This window comes from Microvirga sp. 2MCAF35 (assembly GCF_052115545.1).
GTDB lineage: Bacteria > Pseudomonadota > Alphaproteobacteria > Rhizobiales > Beijerinckiaceae > Microvirga.
On sequence record NZ_JBFRGW010000027.1, the window covers coordinates 16,968 to 30,266 of the forward strand.

The following is a 13,299-nucleotide window of genomic DNA, read 5'->3' on the forward strand; positions in this document are numbered from 1 at the left end:
ACGACCTCCCTCAAGGAGAGGTGAAACGACGCCAGAATTTGATTCCTTCCGAGAGGGGATGGCGACACCTCCTGGAGCGGCTTTGCTGTTTAAATCAAGGACTAGGCCACCGGAAATCGTCCGCCCGCCCCGGCCGTGAGCCTGGGGCGATCCCCACCCGCAGGGCGCGCTGCACCGTATAGGCACTGTCCCCGGTGAGCTTCGGCGGGGCCGAGACCAGGGTCCCGCCCGGGGTCACGTCCTGACGGGTCAGGGGAAGGACCGGACCGACCAGAGGCTTCGACGGCAGGGCAATCGGTGCGGCGGCATCCGGCGGCGCCGGGATCGCCGCCTCGATCGAGGGCGTGGCCGAACCATCGGCAGGCGTGATGTCAGTCGGATTGGCAGGTGCTGCCACTCCCGTTCCACCCTTGCCCAGGATCCGCTTGATCTCCGTGTCGGCAAAGAAGGCGACCTTGCGGGCGCCGGCGCGGGTGAAGAACACGCCCTCGTTGGTGCGCAGCTTGGCGGGCTCGCCATCCACGTCGGGGCCCTCGGCCGTGTACTGGTTCTCGTCGTCCACGAAACCCGGCCAGATATCCACATAGGTGCCGCCGCCGCGCTGGACGCTGTCCTTGTAGATCTCGTTGATGACGACCAGGTCCTCGGACGCCTTGCTGTTCTTCATCGGCGGCAGGCCGATCCACACCAGGGGGATCCCACGCTCCTTGAACGTGTTCACGATCGCATCGACCCGCTGACGGTAGAGCGCCTTCCACCGGTCCGACAGGGGCTCCACGGTGTCGTCGCCGTCCTTGATCGCCTGCCGGTCGCTGGTCCCCAGCATCACCACGGCGACGCTCGTCTTCTGGCCTTCGTCGAGGGTCGATTTGATGAAATTGGGCCAATCGGCCGGGTCGGTGCGCACCAGGGCCGTATCCCGGACCTTCGGCACGACCGCCACGTCCTGGTTCTCGGCGAAATGCGCCTCGAGCCCCTGGCGGGCGTAGCCGGCCAGGGCGTCCCCGAACACCACCACGAAGGTGCTCGGGTCGACCTTGGGCTTCTCCTGCTTGGCCACGGCCGCCGCGGGCGGGGCGGGCTTGCGGGGGCGCGCCACGGGCGTGCGGGCCGGCGGCGGGGGCTCGTCCGGCACCCCGAAAAAGCGCCGGAGACTGAAGCCCTGTTGCTGTTGCGGCTGCGCCGGCTGGACGAGTTTCCCGGGATAATAGCCGGGAGGATAGGCTCTCAGATCGCGCTGCCCCTGCGGCTGGTAAGAGCCGGATTGGGCCAGGGCCATACTGCTCGCGCCGATGGCAAGCAGCAGGGTCAGGGTCAGAGGGCGAAGAATCGGCGCTAACGACATCGGCGGTTCCACTTCTGTCCGGACCAGCCTTGAGTATAGAGCCTTGCGGGAGCTCCGTCAGCGGGTCGTGCGCAGTTCGCGCAGGACCGCATAGTCGGCATATCCATCCGGGATCAAGCCACGGCGCAGCTGGAAGTTCCGTACGGCCTCCCGAGTCTTGGAGCCTAGCTTGCCGTCCGAATCGCCCTCGTAGAGCCCGAGGCGGGCGAGTCGCTCCTGCAGTTCCTGGCTATGATCCTTGCTCAGCAGGGGCTGATCCTTGGGCCAAGCCCTCTGGATCGGCTGACCGCCGAGGACCCGGTCGCCGAGATGGGCGACGCCCATGGCGTAGGCATCCGAGGAGTTATAGGCCTTGATCACGTCGTAGTTGCGGGTCACCAGGAAGGCCGGCCCGTTCGCGCCACCGGGAAGGAACAGGGTGGCTTCGCCGGAGCGGGGCATCGCCTTTCCGTCCGCGCGCCGCACGCCCACGGCTTGCCAGCGGGCGAAGTCCTGCCTGAGATGCCGGTAGTCGAAGCCGCGCGGCAGGGCCACCTCGAAGCCCCAGGGCAGGCCGGGCTCCCAGCCGTGCTGGCGCAGGTAATTGGCGGTGGACGCCAGGGCATCGGGCACGGAGGACCAGATGTCCCTGACCCCATCCTTGTTGCCGTCGACGGCGTATTTCATGAAGCTCGAGGGCATGAACTGGGTCTGGCCCATGGCCCCGGCCCAGGATCCCAGCATCTTGGAGCGGTCGATGTGGTCGTCCTCCAGGATCTGGAGAGCGGTGAGCAGCTCCTCGCGGAAGAACTCGCTCCGGTAGCCGGTATAGGCCAGGGTGGAGAGCGCCTGGACCGTATAGATCGACCCGGTGAAGCTGCCGAAATTGGTTTCCATGCCCCAGACGCCGAGCACCACGGAGCGCGGGACCCCGTAGGTCCGCTCGACGGCGGCGAGCGTCTTCGACCATTCGCCGACCATCTCCTGACCGCGCTTCAGGCGCTGGGCCGAGATGGCGCCCTTGATGTAGTCCCAGATCGGGCGGACGAATTCGGACTGCTTCTTCGTAAGCGCGATGATCTTGGCGTCGGGCTCGACGCCCCGGAACGCCTCCTCGAACGTCGCGCGCGACACGCCCCGCGCCTGGGCGGCGGGCCAGAGACCCTGGACGAAGCGCTGGAACCCGGCCTGGGAGGTTTCCTGCGCCTGCACAGGCGCTACGCCACCGCCTGCACCGACGGTGAGGCTCAGACCGAGAAGGAGTGCGCCGGAAAGACGGCGCACGACGGAAAGCGGCTGGCGCATGGGAGTCGCTCACGGAAACGGAACAGATCTGTCCCGTCCATGCGACACTAAGCAGGTTAACAGCCGGTTGATAGCTCTCCTTCCTGATAGTGCGTCCTTATGTACCCTCGCCCGGATCGCCGGGCCGATCCGCCTCCTCAAAACCGTCACGGTTGGCAGCTTAACCATAAGACTTCAGCTCCAATTCAGGTCGGGAGCTGCAAGGAGGCCTCACGACGATGAAACCTCAAAAGCGCTGCCGCGTTGAAGGTGCCGAAGCTTGACAGTTATCGGTTCCCTTTTCCCGGTCCTGACTTAGATTACCCTTCCCTCTCGATGCTCAATCATGGCCCAGTCAATGAAGCGAATTCGCAAAGCAGTCCTTCCCGTCGCCGGTCTCGGCACCCGGTTCCTGCCTGCCACCAAGGCCGTTCCCAAGGAGATGCTCTGCGTCGTCGACCGCCCGGTCGTTCAGCATGTGGTGGATGAGGCGCGCGCCGCCGGCATCGAGCACTTCATCTTCGTTACCGGCCGCAACAAGGCTGTGATCGAGGATCATTTCGACATCGCCTACGAGCTGAACCGCACCCTGGAGGGCCGCAACAAGACCAAGGAGCTGGAGCTTCTCGCCAAGGACCAGCCCCAGGCCGGTCAGACGAGCTTCACCCGCCAGCAGGAGCCGCTCGGCCTCGGCCATGCCGTGTGGTGCGCCCGTGAACTCGTGGGCGACGAGCCCTTCGCCGTGATCCTGCCCGACATGCTCAGCCGCGGCTCCATGGAGCAGATGATCGCAGCCTACGACAAGCACGGCGGCAACATCATCGCCGTCGAGGAGGTGCCGGAGGACCAGACGCACCAATACGGCATCGTGTCGGTCGGCCAGGAATTCGGCCAGACCTTCGAGATCACCGGCATGGTGGAAAAGCCCCCGAAGGGCACCGCGCCCTCGAACTACATCATCTCCGGCCGCTACATCCTGCAGCCCGAGATCTTCGACCTGCTCTCCACCCAGGAGCGGGGCGCCGGCAACGAGATCCAGCTCACGGATTCCATGATCCGCCTGATGAAGAGCCAACAGTTCTTCGGCATGAAGTACGAGGGCCGGACCTACGATACGGGTTCCAAGATCGGCTTCCTCATGGCCAACGTGGCCTATGCCCTGGAGCGCGAGGAGCTTTCCGCCGATTTCCGCCGGGAACTCGAGGCCCTGCTGCGGCAGAAGTAAGCAAGCGCGAGCATTCCGCCAAGGGTTCCGCATGGCCGCTCCTCTGTGCTAGAGGGCGGCCATGGCACTTGCAGAACAAGCTCCTCATTCGCCCGATCCGGCCATCGCGTCGGCCCTGCGCACGCTCGAAACCGAGCGGGACGGCCTGACGATCCTGATGGACGCCATCGGCAACGGCCTCGGCTCCTACTTCACGGCCGCGGTCGAAACCTTGGCCGCGGCCAAGGGCCGGGTCATCGTCACAGGTATGGGCAAGTCCGGCCATGTGGGCCGCAAGATCACCGCCACCTTCGCGTCGACCGGCACCCCGGCCCATTACGTTCATCCGGCGGAGGCGAGCCACGGCGACCTAGGCATGATCCAGACGGACGACGTGATCATCGCCCTCTCCTGGTCCGGAGAGACCGCGGAACTCGCCGACATCATCGGCTATTCCCGGCGCTTCCGGGTGCCGCTGATCGCCCTGACGTCGAATGCGGAATCGACCCTCGGCCGCGCCGCCGATATCTGCCTGACCCTGCCGAAGGCCAAGGAAGCCTGCCCCAATGGGTTGGCGCCGACCACCTCAACCACGATCCAGCTCGCACTCGGTGACGCCCTGGCGGTCGCCCTCCTGGAGAGGCGCGGCTTCACGGCGGAACACTTCAAGGTCTTCCATCCGGGCGGCAAGCTCGGCGCCCGCCTCAAGCTCGTGCGCGACATCATGCACAAGGACGAGCGCCTGCCCGTCGTCGGCCTTGGGGCGCACATGGACGAGGCCATCGCCGAGATCGGCCGCAAGGGCTTCGGAGCCGTGATCGTGGTGAATGACGACGGCACGCTCGCCGGCATCGTCACCGACGGCGACCTGCGCCGCAACCTCAAGCCCGATCTCATGACCCTGCCGGTGACGGCGATCATGACCCGGACGCCCCGGACCATCGCGCCCGACGCCCTCGTGGCGAGCGCCCTGGAGATGGAGGAAGCCTCCCGGATCACGGCCCTGATCGTGGTCGAGAACAACCGCCCCATCGGCTTGGTGCATTACCTCGACCTGCTGCGGGCGGGCGCGGCCTAAGCTGAACCCTCGCCATCAATCGCGATCGGGTGCCCCGATCGGGAAAAAATGACGGTAGGGCCGCGCCTCGTCCACGGCCCGAGCGAATGACGGCCGCGCGAGCAGCCGTTTGCGATAGGCGAGGACATTTGCATGCGACGCGTCGATTGGATGAACCCAATCGGCGTAAAACAGTGACGGAGCGGCCGCGCAGTCGGCCATGCTGAAGGCGCCATCCGCCCATTCGCGCCCGGCCATCGCACGGTCGAGCCATCCATAGGCCGTATCGAGCATCTTCCTCGCGTCAGCGACGCCCGCGGGATCGCGGTCCGTCTCAGGTCGTATGCGATCGAACACGATCTTCTGCATGGGCGTCATGACATAGTTGTCGAAGAAGCGATCCATCATCCGCACATCGAGAGCAGCCCGAGCATCCTCCGGGATCAAACGGACCGATCCGGGATGATGAAGCCCAAGATGCTCGATGATGATCGTCGCCTCCATGACGGCTCGACCGCCATCAATGAGCACCGGAAAGCGCTTGATCGGCCACAAAGCCTCCCATTCGGCATTCGCCGGACCGCCATCGAGCATGCGGTATTCGAAGGGGATGCCGTTCTCGTACAGCGCGATGAGAACCTTCTGACAATAGGACGAGAAGGGATGAGCGTAGAGCTGCAAGGACATTCTTGGGCTGCCTCTCTATCCGGCTGCGTCTCGAGAAGGTGACGCACAGGCCCAGGACCCCGCTCCAACAGCCAGCAGGGGCGGCGTAGCTTCGGGCTCAAAGAGGAAAGCGCAGAAGACTGCGCTTTCCCAGCATGCATCAGACGACGACGAAATCACTGAGAACAACTTTCGCCTTGTTGCTCAACTTGGCAATCAGGATCTGCGCCTCGGGGCCAGTTCCATCGGGATCGTAGTACAGATTCCCGGTGCTCTTATGATAGACGATGCGATCTTCCGCGTCCGCAGCCTGAGCCCCGAAATGAAGGGCGTCGCTGGCCAGCTTTCCTTTGCCGCCGATGTTGGTGAAGAATATGCGGTTGATCTTGAACGTGTCATCATTCGAATTGAAGTCGCGAATGAGATCTCTGGTGTCTGCCGCAGGCGTGGCGGCGAAGACGAAACTATCCTTGCCGTCTCCTCCTGTCAGAGTGTTGAGCCCAGCACCCCCGATCAGTGTGTCGTTACCCAACCCGCCTGAGAGAGTGTCGTTTCCATCACCACCATCGATGTATTCGGACCGTTTCCCACCGAGGAAGGTATCATTCCCGCCAAGCATGTTGATCCTGCCGGAGATGGAGCCCTTCCGCGTGTCGAGATAATTGTTTCCGTCCCCCATGGTCAGGCCACCATTGATCGTGCCTTCATTGGTGAAACGGGGACTGTTTATGATGAACGTCATCGTGCTCTATTCCGCTGCTTGCGTGAAAGACTTTGCTACCTGCCGGCGAACCGGCAATAGGGAAATACACGTTATATAGTTATATAACCTTTGCGCAAGCATCGCTCATTTAGGGTTGCCTTGGCTCAAGGATCATCCACGACAAGGGTCGAACCCTCGACCCGCACCACCCGCACCTTGGCGCCGGCGAAGCGGTCGGCGCCCGTCACTCGCCAGGAGCTGTCGTCGACCCTGATGCGCCCCTCGCCGTCCTTGATCGGCGTTTCCAGGGTGAAGATCCGCCCAACGAGGGATTGGCCGCGCTGGTTCAGCGGCGCGGCCTGCGTGTCAGGCTGCGTCTTCGAGCGGGTGACGTAGCGACCCAGGATCACCGCTCCGACCGCCAGCAGGGCGAACAGGAGCGCCGCAGCCTGCCAGGACAAACCGAGGAGGGCATCGAACATTCCGGTGACTATGGCCGCGAGCCCGAGCCAGAGAAAGAACGAGCCCGGCGCGAGAAGCTCGACGCCGATCAGGACGACGCCGAGGATGATCCAGGCCCATGCGCCCAACCCGATGAACGCCTCGGCGATCATGAGCGCTCGGCTCCGCCAGGAACCGTCGGAACGCTGCGAGCGGGCCTGGTGCTCGCCCCACCCTCGCCGAAGACCGATTTGGTCAGTTCCGCGATGCCGCCCAGGGCCCCGGCCAGACCTGCCGCCTCGATGGGGACGATCACCACCTTCTGGTTCGGCGCCGAAGCGAGCGCCCGGATCGCATCGATGTATTTTTCCGCCACGATGAAGTTGGCAGCGTTGAGATTGCCGCGCGTGATGGCGTCGCTGACCATGCCGGTCGCCCTGGCCTCAGCCTCCGCCTGCCGCTCGCGCGCTTCCGCGTCGCGGAACGCCGCTTCCTTGCGGCCTTCGGCGGCCAGGATCTGCGCCTGCTTCTGACCCTCGGCGCGCAGGATTTCGGATTGGCGCATTCCTTCCGCTTCGAGAATGGCGGCGCGCTTCTCGCGTTCGGCCTTCATCTGCCGCGCCATGGCGCCGGCGAGATCCTGCGGCGGGATGATATCCTTGATCTCGACGCGGGTGACCTTGGCGCCCCAGGGCGAAGCCGCGGCATCCACGACCTTCAAAAGGCGTTCGTTGATCTCGTCGCGATGCGAGAGCAACTGGTCGAGATCCATGGAGCCGACGACGGTACGGATATTGGTCATGGTCAGCACTAGCAGGGCCTGATGCAGATTGGACACCTCGTAGGAGGCTCGGGCCGCATCGAGCACCTGGAAGAACGCCACCGCGTCGATGGTGACGCCCGCGTTGTCCCGGGTGAAGGCCTCCTGGCTCGGAACGTCGAGCACCTGCTCCATGACGTTCACCTTTTTCCCGATCTGGTCGATATAGGGCACGATCAGGCCGAGACCCGGCGTGAGCGTACGCGAATAGCGCCCGAACCGTTCGACCGTATAGGCATAGCCCTGCGGAACCGTCCGGATGCCCATGGCGATCGTCACCACGACGACGAGCACCAGAACGATGACGAAGATATCGAAACCACTCAGCGGCATGAGCCCCCCGGGCAATCCTGTTGCAGAGGGCTCACGCTAACGCAAAGAGGCTTCGAGTCCTAGAGTGCCGCCATAGGTCGAGGGCCGAATACACAATTCGAGGCCTCTCCGGCCCATTTCGCGTCATGGCCGGCCTTGTGCCGGCCATCCCGATGTGTGAAGCGCCGCGCTTTTCCAATCGAGATCACCGGCACAAGGCCGGTGATGACGCAGGAGGTGCTTCTTCAGCCGTTCAGATCCACCCCTGAAGCTCGCGCTCCACGACGTGGTTGATCACGCGCATGCCGTCGTCGCTGTCGTTGAGGCAGGGCAGATAGGCGAACTCCTCGCCACCGTTATGCATGAAGATCTCGCGGTTCTCGCCGTTGAGCTCTTCCAGGGTCTCCAGGCAATCGGCCGAGAAACCGGGCGCCACGATGGCCATGCGCTTCACGCCGCTCTTGGCCAGGGCCTCGACGGTCTTGTCCGTGTAGGGCTGCAGCCATTCCGCCTTGCCGAAGCGGGATTGGAAACTCATGCGGAACTTGTCCGGCGACCAGCCGAAAGCCTCCCGCATCAGCCGCCAGGTCTTCACGCATTGGCAGTGATAGGGATCGCCTTTCAGCAGGTATTCCTTGGGCACCCCATGGAAGGAGACGAGGATCACTTCCGGCTCGAAGGTGAGCTTCGCCAGCTCCTGCTTCATGGAGGCGACAACCGCGTCGATGTAGACCGGATCGTCGTGATAGGGCGGCGAGACGCGCACCGTCGGCTGCCAGCGCATGTCCATGAGGGCACGGAACGCCTGATCGCAGGCCGTGGCCGACGTCGCCGCCGCATATTGCGGGTAGAGCGGCACCAGGAGAATGCGGTCGCAGCCCTGGTCGAGGAGCGCCTGGATGCGCTCGCGCACCTCGGGCTTGCCGTAACGCATGGCCCAGTCGACCGTCACCTTGTCACCGGCGATGCTTCGGATATGCGCCGCCACCTTCTCCGCCTGGTTGCGGGTGATGGTTTTGAGCGGGCCCTCATCGCGCTCGTTGTTCCAGATGGTCGCATAGTCGCGACCCTTGGGGCCGGGGCGCTTGGTGAGAATGATCAGATTGAGGATCGGCCACCACAGGAGGCGCGGCGTTTCGATCACGCGCCGGTCGGAGAGGAATTCCTTCAGATAGGCCCGCATGGGCCAGTAACCGGTGCCCTCGGGCGTCCCGAGGTTCAGAAGAAGCACACCGATCCGCCCCGTCCGCGCAACCGGGTGGTCCACCGGGCGCACGCCCTGGCGAAGATCGGTCAGACTCACGCTCTCGTTCATGAAAAGTCCCTTGGCCTCAGGATCCGAGAAACGAATCCCGCCCTTGATGCCGCCTTAGATAGAAGTTTCAGGCAGTTCCGCCAACAGGACGCCTCACCGCATCGTCAGGATTGCCTGCAAACCGACCTTGCGCGTCGGCTTATCAGACACCCATGTCCGGGAACCGTGCCTGCTTGAGCACGGCATCGATGGCGACGCGCAATCCCGCCGGTTCGAAATCCGTTTCTACCTTGGCGTTGAGCTGAGTGGCCAGAACCCGGTGGAGCAGGCGCGAACCGAAACCCTGGCGCGTCGGCGAGGAAACGACAGGTCCGCCCCGCTCCTCCCAGACGAGTCCCAAGCGAGTCCCGTCCTCGGCCGGTTCGGCCTTCCAGGAAATCGAGACCTTGCCGCCAGGAACCGAGAGGGCGCCGTATTTGGCCGCGTTGGTGGTCAATTCATGGAGCGCCATGCCGATGGGCACGGCCGCCTCGGACGGCAGATCGACCTCGGGGCCGTGGAAGACGATGCGCTCGGCCGAGGCGTCGTTGTAGGGCCGGAGCTCCTTTTCCAGGATCTCCCGCAGGGACGCGGTCTGCCACACGGCCTCGGTCAACAGGGAATGGGTGTTGGCCAGCGAGATGATGCGTCCGACGAAGGCCTGGTAGAAATCGTCGATGCTGAGCGCGGAGCGTGCTGTCGCCCCCACCACCGCCTGGACCGTAGCCAGGGTGTTCTTCACCCGGTGATGGAGTTCGCGGATGAGCAGGGATTGCTGGGTCTGGGCCTGCTTGCGCTCCTCGATCTCGCTCTGCGCATTCCGGTAGAGGCGGCTGTTCTCGAGCGCGATGGCCGCCTGGGCCGTCAGGCCCGCCAGCAGGCGCTCCGAGCGACGGTTGAACATCCCCGCCCGCTCGTGCCCGAAGACGAGGATGCCATGGGTGTCTCCGGTGCGCAGCACGACGGGAACGGCCAGGATGCTGCGGATCACAGGCTGGCCCGGGGTGGCGTCCAGGGTGAAGGGCGTGCCGTCGTGCCCCTGCTCGACGGCTATGTCGTCCAGGCGGACCGTCTTGCCTTCATGGAAGGCAGGGGCGCAGATCTCCCGGATGGCGAGAGCGGTGAAGGCATCGCGCAGACTTGCGGGCTCGAATTTACCGTAATGCTCCCGCTCGCTCTGGGACGCGCCGCAATAGAAGGCGCCGAACTGGGCCTCGGTCAGCTCGATCCCGGCATCGACGACGCTCTCGATGATGCGGTCGATGTCGAGTTCGGCGGCAAGGACGCTGCCGGTGCGGTTGAGAATCTCCAGGGCGGCGGTCTCGGTGCGCAGCTCGCTTGTCCGTAGCGCCACCTGCCGCTCGAGGAGCGCCGCATCGGCGGCCTGTTCGTGAAACTGCTCCGAGGCCAGCACCGTCAGGGCGAGCAGGGCCAGAAGAGCGATCAGCGCGAAGGCGCCGTAGAGCCGCGTCTGGACGAACCACGGCGTCCAATAGGCATCCTCCGGCATGCTGACGCCGATATAAAGCGGCATCGCATCGATCTGACGATAGGCGCCGACGCGTTCCTGGCCCAGGCTGACGAAGGAATAGAGGCCGGCCTGGGAGGAGGAGGCCAGAGCCCTGTTGAAAGCGGCCCCGTCGATGGGAGAGAAGGAGAGGCCGTCCGGAGGCGATGGATGCTGCGCGATGACCGAACCGTCGGATGCGCGCATCAGGACGACCCGGCTGCCCTTCGGCAATCGGATCTTCGACCAGTAATCGTAGAAATAGGACAGGGAGACGGTCACCGCCGCGATGCCGCCGAATTCCGTGTTCCCATCCTGCAGGCGCCGGCTGATCATGAAAGTCGGGGTCTTCGTCGTGCTCCCGAGGATCGGCTCCCCGATGAACAATCCTTGGTCGGCACGCATCTGAGCGCTGAAGACGTCGCGCCCCGAGAGGTTCGACGATGGAGTCGGGAACTGTTCCGATGTGAGGCGCAGGCGACCGCTCGAGTCGTTGAGCCACACGTCCTCGATGAAGGGCAGCGTGTCCTGCACGGTGTGAAGCTGCTGCCACAGCGGCTTCGACGCTTCGATCTGGTCCCAGCTGCGCCCCTGCACCAGGGTGGCGGCCTGTCTCAGGGTCAGATCCGTGACCTCCAGGAGTCTGGCCGTATGATCGGCCAGGAAGAAGGCCGCGTTTCGAAGGTCGTCCTCATTGCGCTGGATCAGGCGGTTGCGCTGCTCCCAGGCGATGTAGCCGAAGGTCAGGAGAATGAACGCAACCCCGAACAGGCCCATGAACAGGGTCAGCCGTCCGCGCGCAAGGGAACGGCGACGCCGCTTCTGGGACAGGCTGATCGATTCCGGGCGCGTGTAAAACTGCAAGGGAAGACCGTTTTTGACTGGGAGATTCGCCGTTGCACGGCCAGAATGGCACAGCAAACGCCTTTGATGGAGAGGGAATTTAAGTTTCGCTGCTCCCTTGACCAGAGGCGAACGAACTATCGCGCTGCGGGACTAGGAAAATGCGCCCGAACGTCACGCCGGAAACGTCATCGCACGAAAAACGCCGGGGCTCGTGAGAACCCCGGCGCGGACAGGAAAAGGCAGCGGTCGGATCAGCGCAGGACGATGCGGCCCTCGACCTTCGGCGCCACCTTGCCGGCCTTGGCGACATAGTCGATCACCTGGCTCGCCATGAGCTGGCTGGCCGACACGTCGACGAGGGACTTGGCCTCCGTGAAGGCGCGGTAGCCGTCGCCGCCACGGGCCATGAAGTCGTTCGTGGCGAGCTTGTAGATCTTCGCCGGGTCGAGCGGCTCGCCGTTGATCTTGACCGATTTCACGCGGCTGCCGACAGGCTCCTTCACGTCGACCTCCGCCACGATGCCGGAAACCTGCGGGAAGCGGCCGCCGAGTTCGCGCACCTGGCTCACGCCGTTCTCGAGCGCGGACTTGATCTGGGCGCCCGTGACCTCGAGCAGCACGGTCGTGTTGCCGAAGGGCATCTCGGCCAGGATGTTGCGGCGGGTCAGCTTCTGGCCGGCCTCGTACTGCTTGTCGGCACGAAGGCCGCCGCCATTGGTGATGGCGACATCAGCTCCGACCGACGCCTTCAGGGCATCGGCCACGAGGTTGCCCATTGCGGCCTCGCCTCCGCGTACCGTCGCGCGGCGGCTGTCGAGCGGCGTTTCCGTCACGCCTATCTCCACGTCGAGTTCCTTGGAGAGCTTGTCCTCGTAGCCTTTCACCACGGCCTCGATCTCAGGATCGGGCTTCACGGTGGCGCTGTCGACGATGCGGAAGTTCGGCGTCCAGGTGACGGTGGTCTTGCCGTCCTTGGTCGCCTTCGTCACGGCGAGCTCCGTCACGATGACGTAATTTCCCTGAGATTCCGATTCGGTGAGAGCCACCTTGCCGTCATAGAAGGCGAGCAGGTGCTCGTCATGACCGCCGACGATCAGGTCCACGCCGGCGGAACGGGCGACGATCATGTCCACTTCCAGGGGAGTGTGAGCAACCGCGACGACGATGTCGGCGCCCTTCTCGCGCATTTCCTTCGCCTTGGCGCGTGCGGTATCGATGGTGGAGGAGAACCTGATGGTACCGGGGCTCGACGCGATCGGGGTTTCTTCCGTGGTGAGGCCGAAGAAGCCGATCTTCACGCCCTGCACCTCGACCATCTTGTCCGGCTTGGTGTTGGCCGGCAGGCCGTTGCCGTCGACGATATTGGTGGCGAGCACGTCGAACTTGGCCTCCGCCATGCGGGCGCGGAAAGCCGCATCGCCGAGATCGAATTCGTGGTTGCCGGGCACCATGGCATCGACGCCCATGTGGTTGAGGATGTCGATGATGTGGGCACCCTTGTCGAAGCCCGACAGGAGCGACGGGGAGATGGTGTCGCCCGCATGGACGAAGAAGGCATTGCCCTTGGCCTTCTCCTCCTTGATCACCGTCGCGAGCTTGGCGAAGCCGCCGCGGCCCTTTTCGGGGCTCATGCGGTCGATGTCGTTGGTCTGGACGAAGCGGATGGTCACGGCCTCCTGCGCCAGGGCCGTGCCCGACAGAAGCATGGACAATCCGAGAAACCCGGCGCGAAACGCAGCGGAAGGGCGGCTCTGAAACATCATGAAGGTCCTCGTAGAAAGTTGGAACCAGGGCTGAAGGACATGGAACCTAGACCGGCAACGTGTCACAGAAGTAACATC

11 protein-coding genes are annotated in these 13,299 nt (G+C 64.3%); 2 read left to right on the plus strand and 9 right to left on the minus strand.

Going from position 1 to position 13,299, the window contains the following annotated elements; all coding sequences use genetic code 11:
* Window positions 1–94: 94 nt before the first annotated feature.
* Both AB4097_RS14445 and AB4097_RS14450 read right to left on the minus strand, forming a co-directional pair.
* Entirely contained in the window at window positions 95–1,345 is a 1,251-nt protein-coding gene (locus tag AB4097_RS14445) for an SGNH/GDSL hydrolase family protein (RefSeq protein WP_442040681.1), read from the minus strand.
* 57 nt (window positions 1,346–1,402) lie between these two features.
* Complete coding sequence (locus tag AB4097_RS14450; RefSeq protein WP_442040683.1) at window positions 1,403–2,629, minus strand: lytic murein transglycosylase; 1,227 nt, start codon at window positions 2,627–2,629, stop codon at window positions 1,403–1,405.
* Window positions 2,630–2,966: 337 nt separating this feature from the next.
* On the opposite strand from AB4097_RS14450, the gene galU reads away from it, so the two are divergent.
* Both galU and AB4097_RS14460 read left to right on the plus strand, forming a co-directional pair.
* The gene (galU, locus tag AB4097_RS14455; RefSeq protein ID WP_442040761.1) at window positions 2,967–3,833 is read left to right on the plus strand and encodes a UTP--glucose-1-phosphate uridylyltransferase GalU; all 867 of its coding nucleotides are present in this window, start codon (window positions 2,967–2,969) and stop codon (window positions 3,831–3,833) included.
* Window positions 3,834–3,894: 61 nt separating this feature from the next.
* Entirely contained in the window at window positions 3,895–4,890 is a 996-nt protein-coding gene (locus AB4097_RS14460; RefSeq protein ID WP_442040685.1) for a KpsF/GutQ family sugar-phosphate isomerase, read from the plus strand.
* Between the two features lie 15 nt (window positions 4,891–4,905).
* Here the strand turns inward: AB4097_RS14460 and AB4097_RS14465 are convergent, their stop codons facing one another.
* The 7 genes from AB4097_RS14465 to AB4097_RS14495 all read right to left on the minus strand — a co-directional run bounded on the left by AB4097_RS14465 (window position 4,906) and on the right by AB4097_RS14495 (window position 13,221).
* Complete coding sequence (locus AB4097_RS14465; protein ID WP_442040687.1) at window positions 4,906–5,556, minus strand: glutathione S-transferase family protein; 651 nt, start codon at window positions 5,554–5,556, stop codon at window positions 4,906–4,908.
* A 139-nt stretch (window positions 5,557–5,695) separates the two neighbouring features.
* Complete coding sequence (locus tag AB4097_RS14470) at window positions 5,696–6,277, minus strand: hypothetical protein (protein WP_442040689.1); 582 nt, start codon at window positions 6,275–6,277, stop codon at window positions 5,696–5,698.
* A 125-nt stretch (window positions 6,278–6,402) separates the two neighbouring features.
* Entirely contained in the window at window positions 6,403–6,852 is a 450-nt protein-coding gene (locus tag AB4097_RS14475; RefSeq protein WP_442040691.1) for an NfeD family protein, read from the minus strand.
* Window positions 6,849–7,832, minus strand: a complete 984-nt coding sequence (locus AB4097_RS14480) for an SPFH domain-containing protein (RefSeq protein WP_442040693.1) — start codon at window positions 7,830–7,832, stop codon at window positions 6,849–6,851. The genes AB4097_RS14475 and AB4097_RS14480 overlap by 4 nt, the downstream gene beginning before the upstream one ends.
* Window positions 7,833–8,064: 232 nt before the next feature.
* Window positions 8,065–9,126, minus strand: a complete 1,062-nt coding sequence (hemH, locus tag AB4097_RS14485; RefSeq protein ID WP_442040695.1) for a ferrochelatase — start codon at window positions 9,124–9,126, stop codon at window positions 8,065–8,067.
* A 142-nt stretch (window positions 9,127–9,268) separates the two neighbouring features.
* Window positions 9,269–11,476, minus strand: a complete 2,208-nt coding sequence (locus tag AB4097_RS14490; RefSeq protein ID WP_442040697.1) for a sensor histidine kinase — start codon at window positions 11,474–11,476, stop codon at window positions 9,269–9,271.
* A 233-nt stretch (window positions 11,477–11,709) separates the two neighbouring features.
* Window positions 11,710–13,221 (minus strand): bifunctional metallophosphatase/5'-nucleotidase, encoded by a 1,512-nt coding sequence (locus AB4097_RS14495; RefSeq protein WP_442040699.1) that lies wholly within the window; start codon window positions 13,219–13,221, stop codon window positions 11,710–11,712.
* Between the last annotated feature and the right edge of the window lie 78 nt (window positions 13,222–13,299).